Consider the following 22,712-nt stretch of genomic DNA (forward strand, 5'->3'; position numbering starts at 1 on the left):
GGCACGCGCCTGCGCAACGACAGTGCCGGGCGCGGGTATTCCAGCTTCACGCATCTGCGCAGGCGTGTGCTTGCCACGGGCATCGTACTGCCGCCGCATGCGCCTTCATGGATGCAGGACCGTGCGGAGCTGTGGAACGCGGTCGAGCGCCATAACGTGCGCTCCAATGCCCAGCTCGGACGTCGGATCATCGTGGCGCTGCCTTATGCCATTCCCCGCGAGCAGTGGCTTGCGACGATAGAAGGGTATGCCGGGGCTTTAAGCGAGCGCTATGGCGTTGCCGTTGATTATGCCCTGCATCAGGATGACGCTGAAACCAATCCCCACGCCCATCTCATCATTACGGACAATGCGGTCACGCCGGAGGGTCTTGGCGGCAAGATACGCGAGCTTGGTCGGCAGGCGTTCTATTATGACGTTCGAGACCTATGGGAAAAGCACGGCAATGCCGCGCTGGCTGAGGCCAGTTCCTCCACGCGGATATTTGCGCGCAGCTATGCTGCGCGGGGTGTTCAGCGCACCCCGACAAAGCATCGTGGTATTGGCCGCGGGCAGCCCGTTCCAGAGCGCGCTCGCGAGTTTGAAAGGGATCATGACATGAGCAACAGACCCACCGCCGAAGAGCGCCTGAAATACCCCCGCATCTCCCGTCAGGAGACATGGCCACCCAGTCTTGAGCGCTGCAATGATGCAGCGGAGCGGGCGGAGTTTGCGCGTTACCAGAATGACATCCGGGTTCTGGAGCAGCAGCATGAGCGCGAGCAGGAAGTTGAGTACCGGTCCATGATGGATGCACCCGAGCACATCCAGCGTGAATATGATGAATATGTCCGCGAGCATGACGCCAATATCCCCTTGCCCTTACCCGAGCATGAGGACGAACTGGACCGGGATGTGTCCTATATCCAGCCCTACAAGCACGAGAAACTGCGGGAGCATGACCGGCAGGTCATCGAGCGCCGTGAGGAAGCAGACGAGCTGCGCAGGCGGGCGCGGGACATGTACCTCATTTTGCCCAAACATGAGCGCGATCAGCTGGCAGCCGTGGAGCGGCTACCCTTCCTTGAGCGCGGCGAGGCCCGCAGGGAAGCGCAGGAGCGCATCATGGCGGACCGCATTGCCGAGCTCAAAGAGCGGGACCAACGCGAGCGGGCCGAGAAGCTGCAGCGCGAGATTGAAAACGCCGCACGCGAGAGAGAACGGGAAAGGGAAAGGGATGATGAGAGGGAAAGATAGGGGGAAGGTGTGTGTTGACTTGCCGCAGAGGAATCGGACACAAAACTGTCAGAATTACTGATTAAATGACCTTAAGGTTTTGTTGGTATTGGGGGTTCATGAAATAAATTTATGCTATTATTGAGAGAAAAATATTAATTGAAAGTATTTATATTCAGAGAATATGAGGTTAAGAATTTAAATGAATAATAGTAAGTTAATATTAGCTTCATTCGTAATCGTAATTATGACCGTTTTTATGGGATTTAGATTGTGGAATCTCGAAAGAAATTGCTCTAATCTTGATTTAAGTCGAATTAAATTAGCGTCGGCAAGTTATTTCGTAGATAAGTATGGAATTGGAACTATTGGTTTTATGAATGCAGAGGGTAGTAGTAGCAATTTTGAGAAGGTACCCTACGGATCGGCGATTGAGTATTTAGAAAAATATCCAGATTGCTGTCGCTATTACCCCAATGAATACAAAGGGCAAGGTTTTTCTCTGTGGGAGAAGCTAACTCAACCGTATTGCGGTTTCGTTGGTGTGACCGGCCACACCCAATACCTTGACCAAAATACTGTCAAAGTTGCTGAACCCACCGGGCGTGTTTGGTTGATTGACCACCGATACAAAATTCACAAAGACCCTAAAGACAGGTGATTTATGGCACTTCCTGATATTAACCAAGTTATTTCGCGTTTCTTGTTCGGAGCTGATACCCCTCCTAGTGACTTTTCTGACGAAGAGCTTATTCGAGATTCAGACGCAAAAAGTGAGTTAGGCTCAATCAACGTTGCGGAGTATATGTCTACTGGGCCGGGCAAGTTTGCGCTTGCCTCAAATGTAAATCTTGTACAGTCTTTTTTTGATGCGCCGTTCTCGATTACGTCGCCTTTGTTCAGCCAATTTCAAGTTGAAGACAGTAACAGAGCTGAGATAACAAAAGTTGAGCTAGCAGCATTCTTTGGTCTTGGTAGTTATGGCCTATCTGTTGATCAAAAAGATTGGGATGATGGCAGCGGAGACTTTGCAGAGCGTGCCTATATCTGGGGCAATACATCGTTCCAGATAAATGATGAGGCAACATTTGTTATCGAAAAAAATGAAAGTGGATTTGAACTGTCCATTGACAATTTCTCCCTTGAACCGAGGAGAGTAGATGGAAACTACAGGCCGGAAAACTTCAATTTTGAATCTGACGATATTTCTACAGAGCTTACTCAAGCAGTTTCAAGGAAAGCAATAGACCCGTCAGGAATTGGCCGTACAGTCGAGTTACTCTTTTCGGGAGACGTGGAAAAAGGCACCTACACGCGAGAGGATTATGAAAGCGATCAGGGGAAAAACGAAGAATACTATAGTAAATTTGAGACAGATATTGACCGCATTGACCTTCTCCAAGAAGGTGTTCAGTCTATTTTTGATAATCTTTACGAAGGCGGGATAACGTCAACCCTTTTCGAAGGGAAGACCGTAGTATATGGAACAGAATTCGATGATAGAATGTACTACTCAATTACAACAGAAGGTAATAATGTTTTAGATAAAACGGCATCAGTAGCTGGAATTTGGTCTTTCGATCTTTCCCACCATAAGGATGCAACCAATGGATTGGCCCTTGTTGGGGGGCATGGTGACGATAGGATAGTTGGTTTTAAATATGACGATTATCTCTTCGGTGGCGGTGATAATGATACATTATATGGTCGAGACGGCGAAGATGTTTTGGACGGCGGAAAAGGTCAGGACGAACTGACCGGCGGGCAAGGCAACGACAGACTGCTCGGCGGTGATAATTCGGATGTCCTTCGGGGTGATGACGACGAGGTTGCTGACCTCCTTGATGGAGGTGAAGGGGCCGACAAGATTTATGCGGGTTTAAATGACATCGTCATCGGCGGAGATGCCAATGACACCTTGTATTACAAGGGTTCTGCCATCGGCGAAACAAAACTGGCTTTTGATTTTCGGCAGTTTTCTGAATATCTCCCGCCGTTTGCGTCCCGAGATGGATACGGACATTACTTTCTTGGCTCCTTCACCGGGACAAAAGAGAACCCTGAGCTTTTGTTGATCAACACTGGAACGGTTTTATTCGGGATTGATGCAACTGGAAAAGGTTTTGCTGTTCGCGACTTTGAAAGCGGGGATTACGGGCTTGATGTCAGATCGCCCAGCGAAATCTTGCCTCAGGCACAGGCAGAGTTTGAAGAATATGGGCTCCGGCTCGACGAAAGCCGGTTCATCATCGAGCCTTATGTCAAGTTGCTTTCAACGCTTAACAAGTTTGTACCGGCGGTCAGCAGCGATGAAAGTGATGCACTCGCGAGCTTTTCGATAGGTTTATCAGGTCACGCGATGGCCATCGTGAATACAATTTTCAACGGTTTTTTTGGTCTGCCTTACGACTTCAGGGGTCTTTCCAGTTCATCCTTAAGGTCTGCGAGCCTCGCTTCTACCGAGGTCGCTTATGCATCAGAAATTCAAGGCAACACAGATGCGGAGTATCTTGAAGGTACAGATCAAAACGACCTGTTAGAAGGTTTGGGTGGCAGTGACATTTTGGTCGGGAAAGACGGATCAGATACATACGTCTGGAAGCCGGGCGATGGCGATGATGCCATCCTGGAACAAGCGAGTGGTTCGGAAGACAGCGATACTTTGCGCCTGAATGGGATTTCGCCTGAGCAGTTGGTTCTCAAAAGAACCGCAGACGATCTGACCCTAACCTTTGTTGACCCGGAAACTGCTCGGGAACAATCGATATTCGTGCCAAACCAGTTCGTGGCAGATGGTAGCGGTATCGAGCGAATTGAATTCGACAACGGCGTTGTTTGGGACGGAAGCAAGATCGCGACGGAAGCCGGTGAGAGCTCGAATTTTGCGCCATTTTATCTGGGTGAACGAGAGTTTGAGATAGAAAATGACACAGAAGGGCAGTTTGATCCTCTGGCCTTTTCTGAAGATTATGAGGGTGATGAACTCAGCATTACGGATGTTTTTGCGTTTGATGGCGAAGTTTCAATTTCCGCAGATGGTAAAGTCATTTATGTCCCACCGAGCGGATACACTGGTCAAGACAGCATATTCGTCACTATTTCTGACGGAAATTCGTCCTCGACTGTTGAGTTGACCATAAACGTTGTCGAACCAAACAACGAGGTTGTTGTCTCAAGTCCGATTGCCGACCAGACTTCAGATGAAGACAACGCGTGGAGTTTCGTTGTTCCCGAAGACACCTTTTCTGATGCTGACGGCGATACGCTGACCTTGTCGGCGCGACTGGAAGATGGATCGTCTTTGCCATCCTGGTTGTCGTTTGATGCAGACACGAGGACATTCTCCGGGACACCACCGCAGGACTTCAACGGCACGCTGAGTGTTGAAGTCGTTGCCTCAGATGGAGAATCCGAGGCAAGCGATGTTTTTGTCCTCGAAATTTCTCCGGTGAACGATGCCCCTGTCGTCTCTGACAGCCTTGATGACCAAAGCGGGAAAGAAGACACAGCGGTCAATTTTGTTCTGCCTGAAGATGCCTTTACGGATGTTGACGGAGATACGCTGACCTTGTCAGCAACTCAAGCAGACGGTTCGGACTTGCCCGGATGGTTATCGTTCGACGCACAAACCCGCGCTTTTTCTGGAACCCCTCCACTGAACTTTAACGGCTCGTTGGACATCACCGTCACGGCCTCTGATGGAGCGCTATCGGCAAGTGACACGTTCACGCTTGAGTTTGAAGCCGTCAATGATGCTCCAATCGTCTCTGTTCCACTTGAAGACAAGTCTTCTGACGAAGATGCTGTGGTGAGCTTTACGTTGCCGTCTGATGCATTCACCGATGTTGATGAGGATACACTCACCTTCACCGCGACAATGGCAGATGGTTCAACGCTTCCCGCGTGGCTGGCGTTTGATGCCGGAACGAGGACATTTTCCGGAACTCCCCCTCAGGATTTCAACGGGGTGTTGAATGTCTCGGTAGTTGCGTCGGATGGTACCTTGTCTGCAAGCGACACTTTTGAACTCGAGATCACACCGGTCAACGACGCCCCGATCCTTGCGGAAGCACTTGAAGATCAAAGCGGAACAGAAGACACGGCTGTCAGTTTTGTTCTGCCGGAAGATGCGTTTTCGGATGTGGATGGTGACACCTTGTCCTTGTCAGCCCGATTGGAAGACGGATCAGATCTTCCGGATTGGCTTTCATTCGACGCCGATAGCCGCACCTTCTCTGGAACGCCACCGCAAAACTACAACGGGACTATCGACATCACCGTTACGGCTTCCGATGGGGTTCTGGAAGCTTCCGATACGTTTTCCCTTGATATCGCGGCAGTGAATGATGCGCCAACGGCAATCGGCGAAGGCGGTTTTGTGGTTGCATCCGGCACTCCGACAACATTCGCCGCAAGTGGTCTGTTGGCAAATGACGTCGATGTGGATGGAGACGCGCTTACCATTACATCTGTGTCTAGTACATCGGGGAATGCCACTGTTGAGCTCGATGCCAACGGCAATGTCGTTTACACGGCGGCAAATGGCTTTGATGGCGAGGACAGCTTCACCTATACCATCAGTGATGGTGAGCTGACTGCCACCGCAGAGGTCATGCTGGTCGTGGAAGCTGACGACCCATATGAAGGCTGGGAGCAGGGAACGGACGGACGTGACTGGATGTTCGGCGATCTCTGGTCTTCCAACCAGATTTATGGCGCTGGCGGCAATGACATCATTGTTGGCGGCTTCTATGGGGACCAGCTCGCCGGTGGAACCGGAAATGACCGGATCTGGGGTAACTGGGGCAATGATGAACTCCATGGTAACGACGGACGCGACAGGCTCTTTGGCGGCTTTGGCAATGATACCTTGAGTGGTGGTGCTGGAAATGACCGTTTGTGGGGTGGTTGGGGCCGCGATAATTTTGTCTATGAGGCCGGAGACGGGCGCGACAAGATCATGGACTTCGAAACAGGCCACCACTGGGGTTGGTTCAGGTCACGCGGAGACACCATTTCCATCGATGTGGATGGGATCGACAGTTTCACAGATCTTATGGGTACGGCGTCACAGGATGGGCGGAACGTTGTGTTCGACTTCGGCAACGGCGATGAGCTGATCCTGTCAGGCACTCGCTTGGCTGCCCTCGATAAGGACGCTTTCACGTTCTACTAAAACCTGCTTCAGATCTGCCAGTGGGGCTTTTCCCCACTGGCAATAAATCTGAGGTCGGGCGTGTACTTGCGCGTATTTGGTAATAATGACCAAGCCAGACAATCCACTTGCAGCGGCGCTGAAGAAGTCCCGTTCCACCTTCTGGGCTGTTGGGCTCTTTTCGTGTGCGGTCAATATACTGATGCTGACCGGACCGCTGTTCATGTTGCAGGTCTACGATCGGGTTCTGGCGAGCCGGTCCGTGCCGACACTTTTGGCGCTTTTTGCATTGGTCGCGGCACTTTATCTTTTTCTCGGACTTTTTGACCTGATCCGCACAAAGGCGCTCTCGCGGATCGGTTATGGTCTGGATGTCGAGTTGTCAGCTTTGGCAAAGAAAGTCTGGATTTTTTCCAATCTTCACCCCGGATCGATTAAATCGAGGCCCATCAACGATCTTGCCTCACTGAGGCAGTTCCTGAGTTCTAACGGCTTGCCAGCACTGTTCGACCTGCCATGGGTGCCGATTTATCTGGCCATCGTCTATCTGCTTCATACATGGCTTGGCCTACTGGCAACCGCTGGGGCTATCATCGTTGTTACTGCGACTATGATCAATGAGTTGATTACTCGCAAACCGATTTGGGAAGCGTCATCCTGGGAATTAAGAGACGCGCAGTTTGCAGAAGGGGCACATCGAAACGCAGAAGCTGTTGTGGCCATGGGCATGACCAGCCGCGTTACGTCATATTGGCAATCCCTGCGTGACCAAGCACTCATAAAGGCGCAAGAAGCTGGCGGACGTTCTGAGTTTATTACCGCCTTTACGAAGTCCATACGTATGCTGGTCCAGTCCGGCATGCTGGCCTTGGGTGCATATCTGGCAATTTTCCAGGAAATTTCTCCCGGAACGATGATTGCCGCTTCCATTCTTGGGGGACGGGCGCTCGCTCCGGTGGACGCTGCCGTTGCCAATTGGAAGAATTTTATTCGATCCCGGCTGGCCTATGGGCGGCTTTCCAAGATGCTTCAGGGAAATGGTGATAATTTCGAGCCAATCAACCTGCCGGACCCCAAAGGAAGGGTGACGGTGACCAATCTGCTGAAGCTTCCTCCCAAGAGTGCAGGCAGCCAAGGTGACCAACGACCGATTTTGCAAGGTCTGCATTTTGATCTTAATCCGGGTGATGGCCTTGGTGTCATTGGACCAAGCGCATCCGGCAAAAGCTCGCTCGCTCGGTTACTAGTGGGACTATGGATGCCTGACAAGGGGAGTGTCCGGCTGGATGGAGCTACATTTGATCAGTGGGACCGCGATGCCGTAGGGCAATATATTGGTTATCTTCCCCAATCGGTCGAACTTCTGTCCGGAACCATCCGACAGAACATCGCCAGGTTTGATGCGGAGGTCAGTGATGAAGACGTCATCGCTGCTGCCCAGCTAGCGGCTGTTCATGAGTTGATTCTCGCCTTGCCTGACGGTTATTCAACTGATCTAGCCGTAGGGCAACAGGTATTGTCTGGCGGCCAGGTTCAACGCATCGGCTTGGCAAGGGCGGCGCTCAGAACTCCGCCACTTGTTGTGCTGGATGAGCCCAACTCCAATTTGGATGCCGATGGAGATGATGCTCTGACGCATGCAATTGCAAAGCTCCGCGAGGCGGGCAGTTGTGTGGTTGTGATGGCGCATCGACCAAGTGCGATTGAGGCGGTCAACAAGGTCTTGATGCTGCGCAATGGGCAACAAGTCGAATTTGGAGATAAGAACGAGGTCTTGCAAAAGGTCATGCGAGCACCGACGGCACCTTCAAAGCAGACAACATCAAATGAACAACAACCATCATCCAAACGGGTCTTAAAGCCTGTCTCAAAACGAAAAATGTGAGCAGGTCGATGGCAGCGTCGCAAAACCAGTCCGTGAAAACATCTGCAAAAGGCCTTGTTAGGATCGGGCTTACCCTGGTCCTGACCTTGTTTTTCGCTGGAGGTGCATGGGCGTCTTTTGCAAAGCTGTCCGGTGCGGTAATTGCTCCAGGACAGCTTGTTGTTCTTGGAAAACCGAAGACAGTGCAGCATCTGGATGGGGGAATTGTCGCTGAAATTGCCATCGATGACGGAGATAAGGTTCTACAAGATGAGGTTCTGATCCGCCTTGATGACACATTGCTGAAAGCCAACCTGAAAATCTATGAGAACCGCTTACGAGAAGGTGTGGCGCAGCGCTCGAGATTGGTGGCTGAGCGAGACGAACAAGGGGGCATCGTTTGGGACGACGAAATCCTGGCACTCTTTGGTGTGGAGATCATGCAGTCGGTCAAGTCCGGGCAGCAAAAGCTCTTTGAGGCGCGGAATACGACACGAGAAGGCCAGATCTCCCAGCTTCGGGAAAAGATAAAGCAATTTCAAAACCAGATTTCCGGGATCGAAGCTCTAAAGTCCTCCAAGAAAACGCAGTTGGGCTTCCTAGATGAAGAACTGACCAGCGTTCGAACGTTGAACAAGAAGGGGCTGATGCCAAAGTCTCAACTGATGGCTCTGGAGCGACAACGTGAAGACATAATCGGACAGGTTGCCGAGCAGGATGCGGAACTGGCACGAATTCAAAATGCCATCAGTGAAACGGAAATCCAGATCCTTCAGATTGACCGCGAATTTCGCCAGACGGTTCTGACAGAATTGCGCCAGGTTGAAGCGGAGGTCAATGATATGACCCAGCAGCTTCAGGCGACGCTGGAACAGTTGAACCGCGTCGAGATCAAAGCCCCGGTGTCCGGCATCATCCATGAGTTGAGCGTGTTCACCATCGGCGGCGTTATTGGTCCCGGAGACCCTGTCCTGCAAATTATTCCGCAGGATGGAGTTTTTGAGATTGAGGCGGATGTTGAACCGCAATTCGTTGATGAGCTTTACCCCGGCCAACCGGCTACTTTAAGGTTTTCCGCATTCAATCAGCGCACAACACCGGAGCTTAACGGCTTTGTAAAAACCGTCTCTCCCAATGTTGTCGTAGATGAACAAACCGGCATGACCTTCTACAAGGTCCGCATGGCCATCCCGGATGATCAGCTCGAACGCCTTAAGGGACAGAAACTGATTTCAGGCATGCCCGTAGAAGCCTTTATCAAGACCAAAGACCGAACAGCCCTCAACTATCTCACCAAACCACTGATGGACCAGATCAACCGCGCATTCCGGGAGGAATGAACGCCACGGTATTTGTCTGTTGGCCTGCTTGCTAATACAGAAGCGCTTAATCCTTACGCGGTATACCCACGCCGCTCTTTCCGGATGGCCATATCCTTGAGCGCATCAAGGGCTGTGCCGGGTGAAGGGTAGACTTTCCGTTGCGTGCGGCCAAGAGAGCCAATGCGCCCCCATTCACGCTGAAGCTCCCATTCTCCGAAGAGATTGCACTGGACAGACAGGCGATAAAACCGCCGTTTGTTCTGGGCAGGATCAATGCAGCGCATGTGAAGTGTGGTTGGAAACATGTCGAGCTGCATCATGACGACTGGCCGGTTTGCTGTGAAGGCAATGGCTCCAGATTAACTCGGCCAGTGTGTCCAAACCATCACCCTGCCCCGTTTTACACATGGGATTCGATGTGGCTTGCTTGCCTGAAGCCCTTGTCGAGCACTGCCCGACACCCCATCATTGTTCTTCAAATATCCCCAAGGCCGGGGGCGTGGCCCCCGCCTGAGCAGCCTTCCTATTTCGGTTCAACAACGGCGTAAGTGCCGTCCACTTCATCGACAATCACCCGATGGCGGTATTTCCTGCTATCGATCCATTCCTTGAAAAAGGCGTCATCCGATGTGGTCCATGCGTTGAACTCGACATCGTAGCGCCCGTCCCGGCGTTGGCGGATGCTGTAGACCTCACTGGTGTTGCGGGTATCGGGAAACGGTCCGCAGAGCCGATTACGGCGGGTTACGTAAAACCGTTCCTCGCCCTCCGGCTGAGGCATCATGAACACGATGGTGTAGGGAATGGAGTCTTCCCGGTCGCTGACCATGCCTTTTTTCTGTAGACCGCTGACCATACCTGCAAATCCTGTCGCTGTGTGATAGCAGGGTTTGAACAGCGTGAAGAGCGCATGAGACCCCGGTGGACGGCACATGTAATCGGCATCATCGGACCGTTTCTGGCTGACCAGCGGGGTGTAGCTGTAGACGTTTGCAGCCATGCACGCATGCCAGTCCCTGATGTAGGTGTTGATGGCACGTTCGGCGGCAGATTGCGTCAGGCCGCTGGCAGATGCCGAGACCGAGCTGCCCGTGAGCAGAAGTCCGACTGTCGCTGTTATCGTAAGAACCTGTCTCATTGGCGCTCACGGACCTTTCGGGCCGTCTCATAAGTGCCAAACCCGATCTGGGCCATCCCTTGCGTCATCTTGGCAATGCCTGCTGTTGTTACGGGGAACGCAAACAGCAGCCCGATGATAGTGAAGCCGAGCACAATGCCGAACATCATGATCATGAAGCCAAGGAAGACATTTATAAAACCGGTGATAATACGCATTTCGACATCCGTGATGCGATGGAGTTTGAACAGAATTGCCTAAAGTGTTCAGGGGGTTGAAAGCCCCTGATTTTCTTCTTGAACCGGAAGAATCCCTTCGGGTAAGATTCTTGCCGTGGCCTGAACTCCGGCTCACGACCCCTTGACCTGCAAGGGGTTTCATCTTCGCCGAACAGAATAGGCAATTCTGTTCGCAGCGGAGATATTCAGGTGAAAACAACGAAAGCACGCCCCATTTCTGACGCAATCCACCACGGGTTTCAGGAAGGTGCGACCCGATGACGGGGCCGTCGCTTCTCACCTCGACCGGGATGCGGAAGTATCTCACGAACAGCGAACGGCAGCGGTTTCTTGTCGCCTGTGACGACCTGCCGGATGATGAACGCCTGCTGTGTCATTGCCTGTTGTGGACGGGAGCCAGACTGTCGGAAGTTCTGGCCCTTGAGCCGGAACACATATCCGGCGAGGAAGGCACCCTCACCATCCGCTCCCTGAAGAAACGGGGACAGGTGAGCTATCGACGTGTTCCCGTGCCCCAAACGTTGCTCACAGACCTTTTGCAGGCATCGGCACCCATATTTGGGTGGGGGCGCACGCGGGGATGGATGACCATCAAGACGGTCATGGAAGCAGCTGACATATCAGGCCCGCAAGCCTGTCCGCGTGGATTGCGCCACAGCTTTGCCGTCCATGCCATATCCTCAGGCGTGCCCCTGCATCTTGTCCAGCGCTGGCTTGGTCATCAGCGTCTTGAGACAACGGCCATTTATTCGCAGGCCTTCGGGCATGAGGAACGCCAGATTGCAAGCCGGATGTGGCAGTGAAATTCAGCCCCGTAATGTGTGACAGCGTCCTCCGTGATCATGGGATGGACTGACGTTCAGCGGTTCATTTTGCCGGGAAACCCCTTGCTCCCGTATCCGGCCCCACGTGGCAGACCTGCCAAAGAGTGCAAGGCCAGGGCAAGCGCTACGCGGCCCTGCACACTTTGTCATGCCCGCCCTTTGTCGTGGTGACGGGAGCGACAGGCGTTCCCCCAAACCAAAAGAAAGAAACCGACATGAACGACAAAACCACCATGACCACGGAGGACATCAGAACCCAGCGCATCCGCGAGCTGAATGATACCCTGCGCACCACGTGGACAAGTGCCAAGGGGTCCATTAGGGCTCAGTGATAAATCGTACGCTAAGGGTTCTGACCTCTCTGTAATGTTCGATAGACGGTTGGTCGCGACACGGAAAACACCTCGGCCAGGTCGCTGATGGAATACTCCCCAGTGGCGTGCATACGGGTCAGTTCACGCTGCTGTTTCTCGGACAGTTTTGGCTGTTTGCCACGCAGCTTGCCCTTGAGACGGGCGATGGCCATGCCTTCGCGCGTGCGCATACGGATGAGGTCGGCTTCGAACTCGGCAAAGGTGGCGAGGATGTTGAAGAACATCTTTCCCATGGGATCGGACGGATCATAAACCGAGGCACCGAGTGCCAGTTTCACACCTTTCGCTTCCAACTGATGCGCGATGGCACGGGCGTCCGGAACGGATCGCGCCAAGCGGTCGAGCTTGGGAACCACAAGCGTGTCACCTTCGCGAACAGCGGCGATGGCTTGATCTAACCCAGGCCGCGCACGGTTGGTACCAGTCAAACCATGGTCAGTGTAGATGCGATCTGGAGCAACGCCTAAGGTTTCGAGCGCCTGTTTTTGGGCGGTCAGATCCTGGCCGTCGGTGGAACAGCGGGCGTATCCAATTTTTGTCGCAGTCATGCACAAAGTGTACGGATAAGGGGCCTCTTTTGCAAATTTAATCGTACTAGTTATATGAGACGCCGGAAGCTGCGGTTTCATGCGACGCGTCTGCTCGCTTGAACCTGTCCGCTCAGCGGACGTCTATCGGACGGGTAAAACCATAAGCGAGGGTCTCGGCTCTGACCCTCAACACTTCTCTGAGAAGGTAATATATGGCCCACAGAACTGTCCTGACGCAGCGTCAGCGTGATGCTCTCTTCACCCTGCCCACCGATAGGGCTTCGCTGGAATACCATTACACGCTTGCAGACGACGATATCGAACACGTCAGAACGCGCAGGGGACCAAAAAATCAGATGGGCTTTGCGCTCCAGCTTTGCGCGTTGCGATATCCCGGGCGCCTTCTTAAGCCGGGAGAGATCATCCCGGAAGCTGTAACCAGTTACCTTGCCGCCCAGCTCGCTCTGCAACCCGAAGATCTCTTGCCCTACGCTGTCCGCGATGCAACCCGTCGAGAACATCTCGGTACATTGCGCAAGATCTATGGCTATAAGCGGTTCACCGGTAAACGTGTGAAGCAAATGACAGCCTGGTTAGACCAGCAGGCCGAGGCAACCGAATCTGGCGAAGGTCTGGTGCGGGCTTTTGTTGAAGAATGCCGGGCGCGGCAGATCATCCTGCCGGGTGTCACGACGATTGAGAGGCTATGTGCCGATGCGCTTGTGGCGGCCGAGCGGCGGATCGAGAACCGGATTGTCGCGCGCCTGGACAGTCGAATGCGCCGTCGTCTCGACGACCTGCTTGGCGAGGCTGCGAACGGGTGGCAGAGCGTGTTCTTGTGGCTGCGGGGGTTTGAGGTCGGCAAGAACACAGCCGATATGAACCGCCTGCTTGACCGGGTGGAAGCCCTCAAGGCGATTGGTCTGCAACCCGATGTTCTTGATGGCATTCCGCCCCACAGGATCAAGATCCTGCGCCGTCAGGGCGAGCGCTACTTCACGGGCAATTTGCAGGACATCAGCAGTAATCGTCGCCTCGCCATTCTGGCCACCTGTGTCGTTGAATGGGCGGCGTCCGTCGCCGATACCGTTGTCGAAACCCATGACCGGATCGTAGGCAAGACCTGGCGAGAGGCGAAGAAAATCAGCGCGCTACACTTCGAGCAGGCACAGGCGGATATAGCCAGCACACTGGTCGGATTCCAATCTCTGGGAACGACATTGCTGATGGCCCGGGGCGATGAGGCTGCCTTGGGCGGGGCCGTCGATGCATCCTGTTCATGGGATGGTCTGGAAACTCTTGTGGCGCGTTTTTCTGTCGACGTCGGCGGCCCGCGTGCGACGGATCTGACTAGGCTGATTGTAGAGATTCGCTCTGATGGGTTGGTGAAGCGTTACGACGATGGAGCTCAGCTCTATTCATGCCTCATTGACGGACCGAAACGGCCGACACGATTTGCTTCAGGCAGATGCCGGCGCCGGTCGGACGATGACTTCGATCTTCGTCTGTTTCATATCACCAACCCCAAAGCATTCTCGGGTATCGTCGGTTCCGGTGAACTCAGGTCGTCTCTATGGAACTTGCAAGGCACGAGGGAGCTCGGAAACGTCGCCTATGTCTATTTGACCAGCCTGCCGGCGATAGACTCGGAGGAGGATTTGCGGCGCATCGCGATGTCTTCCGACGGGATCATCCGCTTCCAGACCACCTCCAGCCGCGCTCGAGAAGAAACTCTGGAACTCACTGTCTATCGCGAGAAGACGACAGGGCGAACTGCACGGCTGCTGGTCAATTTGGCGAGCGGACTTTTGGCTCCACCGCACTTGCTGATACATCGGCCAATTGGAGATCAGCCCTATTATGAGGTCGTCGGTCCCGAAATCTATCGCATCGGAGTTCAGCCAGGGGTGGCACTCACCTATGCCAAAGGAGTTGCCACTGTCGACGAGGCAAGCTTGAAGCGCTTCGACTACGTTGTGGTCGGCGACGCCTCAAGTATTGAGGGGCTTGCTGCCCCCTACGATGAGGAGGAAACCGACCAGGTCGTTCACGTTGAAAAGCTCGACGCCGGGCTCGATCTCTTCGAATTCTGGCTCGAACACCAAAACAGCGACCAGGTCACAAGCCGCAATCCAGAACCGCGCATCTTTTCGACATGACGGTTTCGGGTGTGCCTTGCGCTTTCGTTCGCCTAGACGACGGAATGGCTCACCTCGCAAACTTATTCTTGGAGAGGCTCGTGGAGGCGGGCACCGGCGACCATCACATGTAGTGCGCCTTCATAGCCTCGATACGTTCTTCGGTCTTGCTGTTACGCTTCCCGACGACAATTCCGTATGCGGGTGAGTCCAGCAATGGATAGAACTGCACGTAGACGGCAACGAATTCTTCGGTGCTGCCGATGAAGATACGGAGTGTCTCAGCGGGGTCAATCTCTTGCTTGTCGTGCGGGAATGTGCCTCCCACGTACATGGACAAGCCGTCGCTTTTATTGAGGATGATATCGTTCAGGAACGGCTCGAAACCATCCATGCCAAGTTCCGCCACCGCAAAGGCGTGTGCTGTCTTGGCAAGGAAGCGAAGGAAGTGGTTCCGGTTTACGTCGCCCAGCTTCATTGCGACATTGGCTTCGCCAGTTTCCTCCGCAATTTGCCGGTTGATCTCGTAGGCGCGGGATTCGACATAACTCCACGGTCGCCCGCGACCTTTGTCTGAGCCGGCGTCACCAAGGGTGATGCGGGCCTCTGGCAGCTCCCATAGATTGAGCGCCAATGGTGCCTCCTCCAATGGAAAGGCGCGTGAACCCAGATCGCGAGTAATTTTGCCGCTGCCATCGACTGCGACGAAGGGAATTTTAACGTGCTTTGGCCGGTCTTTTCTTCTTGTCCGGCTCGGAGCATCGACTTGCAGCCGAAAATCGCCGAGCTGCTTCTTAAGCACCTCCTGCTCGTAGGGTTGAATAGTTGCCGCGCAGTGCTTGCACGACGCTTTCTCGAAGATCAGCGTGTTGTGGCCGAGCGCGAACGGAATGACATGCTCGTCGGTGAGATCGTTTTGAGAGAATGCCGAGCCGCAATAGATGCAGGCGCCCGGTGAAGGGATGCGTCGCTTTTCGAACCTGTCGATCTCATAAGTCTTCGTCTTCATCCAGCAAAGATAGGCGAGCGATCGCAGGGTTGCCAGCAGGGGAACCGTGTCACGGCAGCTCCAGTCGTGCTTCAAGTCAATCGCCTCACAAACTTTACGGGCTTTACGAACTTGACGAGTTAACACAAATAGCCCATATTGGCGGCGAAGGAGCACCAAGATCATGTCTACCGCTAAAGCTATTGAGAAGCGCGGTCGAAAGTCCGGCCACGTCAGGTCACCCAACATTGCGTTTTCGACAAAGCTCGCTGGAATTGCGGCGTTCAAAAAAGCGCTCATCGAGCAATATGGCGAGGCAGTCCGTCGCAGCAAGAAGGGCGGGCGCCGGGTCAGCTTTCGGGTCGATGTCGATCCAGAAGCTGGAGCGCAAACCATCACAGTTGTCGAGGAGCAGCCAGGCGCGGCCGCGGAGGGGTTTCCCGTCGAACAGGTCGGGGAGCCGGATGCGGACCTCAAGGCAGCTTTGAGGGAAGCTCGAGCTCGCGGGAAAAAGCGTGTTTCCGAAATCGTTGCCGCAGACGACATGCTCACCGCAGAGGCGTTTGCGGATCTGTTGGGTGTGTCCAGAGTGACGGTCAACTCACGGCGTCAAAACGGCCAGCTTCTAGGCATCGATGGGGCCAAGAGGGGCTTCCGCTTCCCTGCCTGGCAACTTGATGATGATGGCCGTCCATTCGAAGCGCTGCCCGAACTCCAGCAAATCCTCGGTGGCAGTGCCTGGGCTGTCTATAGGTTTCTGGTAACACCGCAAAGCGGTCTCAACGGGCTAACCGGACTCGATGCGTTGCGGAGTAAGAAGCCTGATGAGGTTATCGAAGCCGCCAAGGGTATTGCTCACGGTGACTTCAGGTAATGCCAGCAACTGCACCGCCCGCCGGCTTCGAGAACGCAAAGCTCGATATTGAAACTGTTCCTGCCGGAAAGCGGTTCGGACGCATCTACCTTGATGCTTTTCCGGATCCGCTAGGTTTCGGAAAAAGCCCGAGCCGGTTCAGCGATCCAAGGCGCCGGATCGATGAAAACCGGTTCGGGGTACTATATCTCGGTGAAACGTTGAAAGTCTGCTTCCTGGAGGCGCTGCTTCGTGATCGCCGGGACGGACAAATTGGCGACCTTCCGATTGAAGAAATAGAAATTCACGCCCGCCGATTTGCCGAGATCGAGACGACAGAGGATCTTCGTCTCGTCGATCTGCGCGACGATCACGCCGTGCGTATGGGTGTGCCTTCCGACGTCGCGAAGGCTTCGCGCCAGAGCCTAGCTCGCGCCTGGTCGCTGGCTTTCTATGAGCACAAATCTTCGCCGGATGGGATCATCTATCCCTCTCGGCTAAATGGCCACGTGAACGTTGCAGTCTATGATCGCGCAGTTTCCAAACTGGCCGCAAAACGCGTGGTTCCCCTGTTGGGCGCACCGGGGCTGGCATCGGTGTTGCGGGAATTGCTTGTGGCTTTGGTCTGAGAACACCGGCTATTCTCAAATTGTCTGCAATTCAGGTTCGAGTCTTCCGACGCCGCTTGTTGGTGGCCTCGATCATCGACTGTGGCCGAGATACGTCCAGCACGACAACCGAGAGCTTATCCTTCAATTGAAGCGGAAGGTCATCGACAAGCATCGCCTCAAGCGCCTCGGCGCTGTCGGGACTGTCGGCGCCATCGCTTCTCTTAGGCGCGTTGAACTCAGTGCCGAACCAAAAGACGAGATAGATCCCGAAGCCGCAGGCGTCTGGATCCGCAGCGTAACCAGCGAGCTGGGTCGAAGCGGCTGTCCAGAGCTCGCCGTTGTAGTGCCGTTTGGCCTCGATCGGCAGATTCTTGCCGGCATGGCTCAGCATTAGTACGTCGACCCTGGTGTTCTCGCCGCGACGGGCCTCGGGAAGGCTCGCCGCAATGCCGTATCCTTCGAACCGCGGACGAAGTAGTTCCAGGAGGCGGTCCCTGTCCTCGTTTTCGATCTGTGGTTTGGTTGCATTGCCATACTCGTCGGTGTTCCAGAACCGCTTCCAGGGCGTCTCACTTCCGGTCCTCAGCGTACTTTTGTACCTCTCGACCTCTTCCAGAACGACGGCCGCAAGGTCAGATGCGGTCGCCGGTGCGCCATCTGCGAGCGCACCCATCAGTTGGCTCACTGAGGGCGCCGCGAATTGTTCATCGCGCAGTTTTCGGGCGTGTTCCGCGGCTGCATGAGCAATATGGGGTGCCCAACTTGAATCGACTCTCTCGGCGAGTGCCTTCAGGTGCGCGCCGGCTTCAGCCGAATTTGAAGCGCCGAGACGCTGGATCGCAGCTCTGACAATCCCGCTCACTCCACCTGAGTGCCGCCAGTCATCGTCGCGAGCCGGGTGATTCTTACCAAGAATGCCAATCCTGGTTCTGTCCAGCAGGTCGATGTCAGGACATAACTCGTTGAGCGTCGTGGCGAGGTCTCCGTTTGGAGCTAACAGAGCAGATTCGAGGTCCTGTTCTGAGAGCTGATCGGCAAATTCCTCAGGCATCAGCGCCAGGCCGACGAACGACCAGATATCTCGTTGCTTCTGCTCTAGGTCGTCACGTTCCAAGGCACGGCGTGCGAGCTCTACCAGTTCGCCGATGTTCGAACTTTCGGCACATGCCCCGATCGCCTGCCTAAGGGCGAGATCCGGCAGCCCTGGCCTCTCGCCAAGCAGCCTAAGCATGCACAGGGAGACGAATGCCGGTTGATCTGCATTCGTGAGATGATGGATCGCATCAAGGTCTTCATCGCCGGCATCGAGAGCGGCGTTCCAGTACCGCAGCATTATATCAGCGCCCTGCTCGGGATCGCTGGCCAGCCGGTCGACTGCCCAGGCGGCGATCGAAGGTTCCCCGTCGCGGCTGAAGTAGGCTTGCCGAAGCCCGACCAAAGCGATGATCAACGGAGACGCGTCGATATCGGTTTCACGGCCGTGCAACAGCGCCTGATGCAATCCTGACCTAACGACATATTCCTGAGGGTAAGCGCCATTGGTTGCTTCGGCTTTGCCGAGGACCTCTACGCTGACCCTGATATCAGTGTGGATCGTAAATTGAACGAAGCCCTCGGCGATCGCCGCCGCGATCTCCTCATTTGTGTACCTGATGATGTTTTCGAATGGCGTCTTGTTCTGGCTGATCCGGCCATTCCGATAGTGCTCGGCAGCCCATCTCAAAACACCGAACTGGGTGGGAGCGCCGCTTGCGATCACTGCGAGATTCGGCGTCAGCTCTGCGATATTGCCATTCCGTGATTTCTCCGTTTCTTGGTCCTGCTTGGCCCTTCGCTTCGCCTCTTTGTTTTTCCATCCTGCGTTCGGGTCAGAGATGAGCGATTTGATAAAGCCCTTGAAACCGCCTTCCTGCTCCAGAAGCGAAACGATCGGCTCTTGCCATTTCGGCCAGCGATCTTCGCTGCGGGCCGCATAGGCGGCGATCTGAAACATCCTCTTTCGGGCCGCGCGCGAGTTCGTCGCCTGATGTCGCTTGGCATTTAAATGCAAGAATGCAGCAGTTTTGGCAGATTAGGGCAGTTAATTATGAGAATGGGGCGCTTTGATTCTCAGATTAACTGCATTTGGGTAGAGTGTCTCATTTGGGAGGCTCTGACGAAGAACGGCATTGCTTCCCGGTCGAAGCGTTGCCGGTGCAAGGCCAAGGTGGACCGCCGCAGCATGTGAAGCATTTCAACTCCGCCGGAATGCACCATTGCAACACCGGCCAGAAGGACGGCACGCAGATGTAGTGGCAAGACTGGATGCTGCGGCGTTGGGAAGCTGGTGCAACTTTCGGCAAGTACGTGATCGAGTTCCGGGATGATTTTTCCCAGCACTCTGAACCGCCACAGTTCTTCCTCGGCCGGGAAAGGCAACTCTATTCTGCGCATGAGCAGCAGACGCACAATCCCAGCCGGCGACGCCCAAGTCTTGATGCCCCGTTTGGCTTCATCATCGAGCAGCTTCTCGCCAAGACGGGCAGTGTCAAGATATTGCTGGAAAGGGGAGGCTCGTTCGTGATCATCAAAATTCCGAAATTGGTTTCCGCATAATGGGCACGTAATGCGCCAGCCCTGCAGTTGGCTGCGCAGGACAGGCACCGGTTCCTGGCCCGCATTGCAGTTCACGCAAACCTGTGTCGGCCGGACGGCGATGAGCCGACGCGATGATTGCGCCATATCTGTGAAGGTCATTTGACGTATCGCGGACGGTTTCGTGGCGAACATGTTGGCCAGGCGAATTTCCTGGGCGTTGGTAAGATGGAGATCAGCGCCACGCTGGGAACGGATTTCCGGAATGCAGTGCCGTAGCATGATCAGCGGAGAAACCTCATAGAAGCTGGCGTGCCGGCCGATCCAGGAGGACAGAAGTTCGTCGGTGACGGAGGGCAATATCACCGGCAGCCGCTGTGTCACCATGACGTGCGTCATGCGTAGGCCGCTTCGGTATCGAAGTCCGGCTCCCAGCTCTCGATGGCTTCGTCTGTAATGCGCTCGTGGCCATTCTCGATGGCATCGATCGCGAGGCTGTTGATCATGTGGAAGATATTTGCGGTGATACCCTCGGTGATCTGAAGTATCCGTCGCAGCGATTTCGCAGTCAGCACAGAGGGTTTGCGCAGAGGCGTATTACGCAGGATGGATACGATCAGGGTTTCGAACTGGTCGTTGGCCGCCCACCGGCTCAACGTGAACTGCTGGAAACGGCGTGCGAGCTGAACGTCGCCGCTGATGGCCTCGCGCGCCTCGTTGACGCCGAAGCAGACCAGCGAGATCTGCAGTCGATTGCTGAGGAAGCGGAGCGTGTTCAAGACGATGCGTTGTTCACGGTAGGATCCAGCGAGGATGTTATGTACCTCGTCGATAACAAGCACCTGAACGCCGATGGCCTCCATGATCCGCAACGTAGCCTGCTCCATCTGAGCAATATCGGCGCGCGGTCGCTGAGGTGCGCCCAGAAGGGTTAGGAGTTCGGCGTAGAACCGTCGCTCACCGGGACGGCTGGTCATTTCCATGGCCAGGACTGGTGTCTTCAACGTGCCCGTCAGCGGATTGAAGCTCGATGGATGCTCGTCCCGGAAGCGCTTCATGATCATGGTCTTGCCCATGCCGCTGTCGCCGTAAATCGCGACAGAAGGCATGCGCGTACCACGTGGGTGATCGAGGAGAGCACTCAGCCGGTCCAAGGCCTGTTTGGCGCGTGGGTAGAGCACCCATCGGCGTGATCGTATCGCACGAATGCGGCGTTCGTCCGTTTCGGAAAGCAGCGCTGCGGCCCTGGCGGTTAGGTGGGAGACTTCATTGTTCATATTCGCTCCAGCTCAATCTGTATCCTCAACAAAGGGTACAGGTTTGCTGGAGTCGACACCGCGGAGCGAGCCCCATCCGCCATCATCCACCTTCGATTTCGAAGAAGAAGCTTTACTGCGTCGTGCTGCTGCCGTTTTTTTGGTTGCCGTATCGACGAGCTCACGTTGTGCGATCGCAGTACGGACGATGGCGCGGGTATCTACTTCACGGCGTCCCTTTGCAAGCAGGCTGCGTCGCGCCGTAATCGCTTCATGCAAAGTGACTGAAGGTAGGGTCACATCGGCATAACGGGCTTCCACGAAGTTCCCGGATGGCCGGCGAACGAAGATGCGCGCCATATCGCGCGGATCATATTTGACAAGCAGTCGCCGGTCCGAGCGTCCGACGTCGGCGCTAAGCGCTGCTGACCAATAACGCAAGCCGAACAGGTGAATGCCTGTCGGGCGCAAGGTTCGCTCCTGCTCGGGCAGAAAGGTGAGCCAGAAGCGAAGCCTGTCTTGTGGCAGCCGAAGAGGAATCTCTCCCTCGTGCTCCCGCCACACCGCGATCGGCGGCCGGCCAAGGCTGCTGTGGATCGACTGATGATAGGCGCCCACGATGTCGAGAGCGATATACCGCTCGAGTTCCCGAAGCGTAAGCGCCGCATGCCGCTTGGAATTGTATTCGCCAAGCTCCTGCGGGTTGCTGAAGGTCGTTCCAGGCAAGAGATGCAGCCTCCCCATCTGCGTGCCGATCAGGCGCTCGATATGACCGCCGAAATGCGGCTCCCCCGGTGGCCGCCACTCGATCGCAATGCCGGCGTCCTCGCATCCTCGCTTGAAGGCTCGGCTGCGGAAGTCGGGACCATTGTCAACATGCACCATGTCCGGCAGACCAGCGACGGGCCACGGCTCCGTTATCTCACGTTCCCGGAGCCATGCGGATTTGTCGAAAACGGAGTGTAACAGGCACAGGCTGGTCGATAGGCGGGATGGCGCTTCCATCGTGAGATAGAAGCCGGTCACCATCCGGCTGCAGACGTCCATCGCCAATGTCAGCCATGGTCGGCCGAGCGGTTCCCGTGTCTCCTCGTCAACGACGAAGATGTCGGCCTTGGTATGGTCGATCTGGACCACTGCCAGGGGACGAGAGGCTTTGAACACTCCGGGAACGGCCGTTGTCGCCTTGACGATCGTCTGTTCGCCGCGCCGCTTTGCCCGCTTCTGCAGGTCGATGTCCTTTAGGCGAGCGACGATCGTTCGCCGATGCGGTGGCTTCAATCCGGCCGAGATGCAGTTCGTCTGCACGTCCCGCACCAACTGCGAGATCGACGGCCGTGTTCGCTTCAGGTAGAACTTTTTGATAGTCGTGCCGACGATCTCCTCCCGCTTTTCGTCCAGCGTACGATGGCCCTCCGGCCGTCCTCGCTTACGGTCGACCAGAGACAGAACCGTCCCGCCGGCGCGGAACAGCTTTACCAGCCGGTAGGCCGTCGCCTGGCTGACATCCATCGCGACAGCGAGCCGGGAAACCTCTGCGGCGGTCGCACCGTCAGGATTGTGCTTCAGGAAGCTGCGGATCGCATCTGCCCGTCGGCAGGCTTCATCCCAAAGCGCTTCGTCAATTTCGTCAGGAAACCGATCGTTCATGG

General features: G+C 55.0%; 18 protein-coding genes. 9 read left to right on the plus strand and 9 right to left on the minus strand.

The window, feature by feature from the left end:
• The 5 genes from TRICHSKD4_RS28695 to TRICHSKD4_RS26760 form a co-directional block, all read left to right on the plus strand.
• The coding region (locus TRICHSKD4_RS28695) for a MobA/MobL family protein (RefSeq protein WP_050763559.1) at positions 1-1,236 on the plus strand (1,236 nt) is incomplete at its 5' end.
• Positions 1,237-1,417: 181 nt separating this feature from the next.
• Positions 1,418-1,876, plus strand: a complete 459-nt coding sequence (locus TRICHSKD4_RS26745) for a hypothetical protein (protein ID WP_040617617.1) — start codon at positions 1,418-1,420, stop codon at positions 1,874-1,876.
• A 144-nt stretch (positions 1,877-2,020) separates the two neighbouring features.
• Positions 2,021-6,391: a putative Ig domain-containing protein gene (locus tag TRICHSKD4_RS26750; protein ID WP_009469606.1), complete on the plus strand. Its 4,371-nt coding sequence runs from the start codon at positions 2,021-2,023 to the stop codon at positions 6,389-6,391.
• 85 nt (positions 6,392-6,476) lie between these two features.
• On the plus strand, positions 6,477-8,255 hold the full coding sequence (locus TRICHSKD4_RS26755) for a type I secretion system permease/ATPase (RefSeq protein WP_009469607.1): 1,779 nt from the start codon (positions 6,477-6,479) through the stop codon (positions 8,253-8,255).
• An 8-nt stretch (positions 8,256-8,263) separates the two neighbouring features.
• Positions 8,264-9,574, plus strand: coding sequence for an HlyD family type I secretion periplasmic adaptor subunit (locus TRICHSKD4_RS26760; protein ID WP_009469608.1), 1,311 nt, complete (start codon positions 8,264-8,266; stop codon positions 9,572-9,574).
• A 53-nt stretch (positions 9,575-9,627) separates the two neighbouring features.
• Here TRICHSKD4_RS26760 and TRICHSKD4_RS26765 read toward each other — a convergent pair whose 3' ends face one another.
• The 3 genes from TRICHSKD4_RS26765 to TRICHSKD4_RS26775 form a co-directional block, all read right to left on the minus strand.
• Complete coding sequence (locus TRICHSKD4_RS26765) at positions 9,628-9,876, minus strand: WGR domain-containing protein (RefSeq protein WP_009469609.1); 249 nt, start codon at positions 9,874-9,876, stop codon at positions 9,628-9,630.
• A gap of 203 nt (positions 9,877-10,079) precedes the next feature.
• On the minus strand, positions 10,080-10,694 hold the full coding sequence (locus tag TRICHSKD4_RS26770) for a hypothetical protein (protein WP_009469610.1): 615 nt from the start codon (positions 10,692-10,694) through the stop codon (positions 10,080-10,082).
• Positions 10,691-10,891, minus strand: coding sequence for a hypothetical protein (locus tag TRICHSKD4_RS26775; protein ID WP_009469611.1), 201 nt, complete (start codon positions 10,889-10,891; stop codon positions 10,691-10,693). Before TRICHSKD4_RS26775 ends, TRICHSKD4_RS26770 begins: the two co-directional genes overlap by 4 nt.
• Positions 10,892-11,169: 278 nt before the next feature.
• Between TRICHSKD4_RS26775 and TRICHSKD4_RS26780 the strand changes: the two genes are divergently transcribed.
• Positions 11,170-11,715, plus strand: coding sequence for a site-specific integrase (locus TRICHSKD4_RS26780; protein ID WP_009469612.1), 546 nt, complete (start codon positions 11,170-11,172; stop codon positions 11,713-11,715).
• A gap of 364 nt (positions 11,716-12,079) precedes the next feature.
• On the opposite strand, the gene TRICHSKD4_RS26785 is transcribed toward TRICHSKD4_RS26780, so the two are convergent.
• Entirely contained in the window at positions 12,080-12,658 is a 579-nt protein-coding gene (locus tag TRICHSKD4_RS26785; protein ID WP_040617619.1) for a recombinase family protein, read from the minus strand.
• 194 nt (positions 12,659-12,852) lie between these two features.
• Here TRICHSKD4_RS26785 and TRICHSKD4_RS28700 point away from each other — a divergent pair, with 194 nt between their 5' ends.
• Positions 12,853-14,799 (plus strand): DUF4158 domain-containing protein, encoded by a 1,947-nt coding sequence (locus TRICHSKD4_RS28700; protein WP_009469615.1) that lies wholly within the window; start codon positions 12,853-12,855, stop codon positions 14,797-14,799.
• Between the two features lie 103 nt (positions 14,800-14,902).
• Here TRICHSKD4_RS28700 and TRICHSKD4_RS26795 read toward each other — a convergent pair whose 3' ends face one another.
• The gene (locus TRICHSKD4_RS26795) at positions 14,903-15,862 is read right to left on the minus strand and encodes an HNH endonuclease (protein ID WP_009469616.1); all 960 of its coding nucleotides are present in this window, start codon (positions 15,860-15,862) and stop codon (positions 14,903-14,905) included.
• Positions 15,863-15,950: 88 nt separating this feature from the next.
• Here TRICHSKD4_RS26795 and TRICHSKD4_RS26800 point away from each other — a divergent pair, with 88 nt between their 5' ends.
• Positions 15,951-16,640, plus strand: coding sequence for an XRE family transcriptional regulator (locus tag TRICHSKD4_RS26800; protein ID WP_009469617.1), 690 nt, complete (start codon positions 15,951-15,953; stop codon positions 16,638-16,640).
• Positions 16,640-17,248: an RES family NAD+ phosphorylase gene (locus tag TRICHSKD4_RS26805; RefSeq protein ID WP_009469618.1), complete on the plus strand. Its 609-nt coding sequence runs from the start codon at positions 16,640-16,642 to the stop codon at positions 17,246-17,248. The genes TRICHSKD4_RS26800 and TRICHSKD4_RS26805 overlap by 1 nt, the downstream gene beginning before the upstream one ends.
• A 31-nt stretch (positions 17,249-17,279) precedes the next feature.
• Here the strand turns inward: TRICHSKD4_RS26805 and TRICHSKD4_RS26810 are convergent, their stop codons facing one another.
• The 4 genes from TRICHSKD4_RS26810 to TRICHSKD4_RS26825 all read right to left on the minus strand — a co-directional run bounded on the left by TRICHSKD4_RS26810 (position 17,280) and on the right by TRICHSKD4_RS26825 (position 22,710).
• A complete protein-coding gene (locus TRICHSKD4_RS26810; protein WP_009469619.1) occupies positions 17,280-19,223 on the minus strand; it encodes a hypothetical protein in 1,944 nt (647 codons plus the stop codon).
• Between the two features lie 116 nt (positions 19,224-19,339).
• The gene (locus TRICHSKD4_RS28705) at positions 19,340-20,203 is read right to left on the minus strand and encodes a TniQ family protein (RefSeq protein WP_050763560.1); all 864 of its coding nucleotides are present in this window, start codon (positions 20,201-20,203) and stop codon (positions 19,340-19,342) included.
• Positions 20,200-21,081 carry a TniB family NTP-binding protein gene (locus TRICHSKD4_RS26820; protein ID WP_009469621.1) on the minus strand — a complete coding sequence of 294 codons (882 nt, stop codon included), beginning with the start codon at positions 21,079-21,081 and terminating at the stop codon, positions 20,200-20,202. The genes TRICHSKD4_RS28705 and TRICHSKD4_RS26820 overlap by 4 nt, the downstream gene beginning before the upstream one ends.
• Positions 21,082-21,093: 12 nt before the next feature.
• Positions 21,094-22,710 (minus strand): Mu transposase C-terminal domain-containing protein, encoded by a 1,617-nt coding sequence (locus TRICHSKD4_RS26825; RefSeq protein ID WP_009469622.1) that lies wholly within the window; start codon positions 22,708-22,710, stop codon positions 21,094-21,096.
• Positions 22,711-22,712 lie beyond the last annotated feature (2 nt).

The sequence above is a fragment of the Roseibium sp. TrichSKD4 genome (genome assembly GCF_000148725.1).
Taxonomy (GTDB): Bacteria; Pseudomonadota; Alphaproteobacteria; order Rhizobiales; family Stappiaceae; genus Roseibium.

What these genes read in the sequence shown, in the direction of transcription:
- TRICHSKD4_RS26780 (WP_009469612.1), top strand. Translation starts at nt 11,170, where the DNA reads ATGACGGGGCCGTCGCTTCTCACCTCGACCGGGATGCGGAAGTATCTC.
- TRICHSKD4_RS26745 (WP_040617617.1), top strand. Translation starts at nt 1,418, where the DNA reads ATGAATAATAGTAAGTTAATATTAGCTTCATTCGTAATCGTAATTATG.
- TRICHSKD4_RS26765 (WP_009469609.1), bottom strand. Translation starts at nt 9,876, where the DNA reads ATGATGCAGCTCGACATGTTTCCAACCACACTTCACATGCGCTGCATT.
- TRICHSKD4_RS26805 (WP_009469618.1), top strand. Translation starts at nt 16,640, where the DNA reads ATGCCAGCAACTGCACCGCCCGCCGGCTTCGAGAACGCAAAGCTCGAT.
- TRICHSKD4_RS26825 (WP_009469622.1), bottom strand. Translation starts at nt 22,710, where the DNA reads ATGAACGATCGGTTTCCTGACGAAATTGACGAAGCGCTTTGGGATGAA.
- TRICHSKD4_RS26760 (WP_009469608.1), top strand. Translation starts at nt 8,264, where the DNA reads ATGGCAGCGTCGCAAAACCAGTCCGTGAAAACATCTGCAAAAGGCCTT.
- TRICHSKD4_RS28700 (WP_009469615.1), top strand. Translation starts at nt 12,853, where the DNA reads ATGGCCCACAGAACTGTCCTGACGCAGCGTCAGCGTGATGCTCTCTTC.
- TRICHSKD4_RS26775 (WP_009469611.1), bottom strand. Translation starts at nt 10,891, where the DNA reads ATGCGTATTATCACCGGTTTTATAAATGTCTTCCTTGGCTTCATGATC.
- TRICHSKD4_RS26810 (WP_009469619.1), bottom strand. Translation starts at nt 19,223, where the DNA reads ATGTTTCAGATCGCCGCCTATGCGGCCCGCAGCGAAGATCGCTGGCCG.
- TRICHSKD4_RS26755 (WP_009469607.1), top strand. Translation starts at nt 6,477, where the DNA reads ATGACCAAGCCAGACAATCCACTTGCAGCGGCGCTGAAGAAGTCCCGT.
- TRICHSKD4_RS26785 (WP_040617619.1), bottom strand. Translation starts at nt 12,658, where the DNA reads ATGACTGCGACAAAAATTGGATACGCCCGCTGTTCCACCGACGGCCAG.
- TRICHSKD4_RS26800 (WP_009469617.1), top strand. Translation starts at nt 15,951, where the DNA reads ATGTCTACCGCTAAAGCTATTGAGAAGCGCGGTCGAAAGTCCGGCCAC.
- TRICHSKD4_RS26820 (WP_009469621.1), bottom strand. Translation starts at nt 21,081, where the DNA reads ATGAACAATGAAGTCTCCCACCTAACCGCCAGGGCCGCAGCGCTGCTT.
- TRICHSKD4_RS26770 (WP_009469610.1), bottom strand. Translation starts at nt 10,694, where the DNA reads ATGAGACAGGTTCTTACGATAACAGCGACAGTCGGACTTCTGCTCACG.
- TRICHSKD4_RS28705 (WP_050763560.1), bottom strand. Translation starts at nt 20,203, where the DNA reads ATGACGCACGTCATGGTGACACAGCGGCTGCCGGTGATATTGCCCTCC.
- TRICHSKD4_RS26750 (WP_009469606.1), top strand. Translation starts at nt 2,021, where the DNA reads ATGTCTACTGGGCCGGGCAAGTTTGCGCTTGCCTCAAATGTAAATCTT.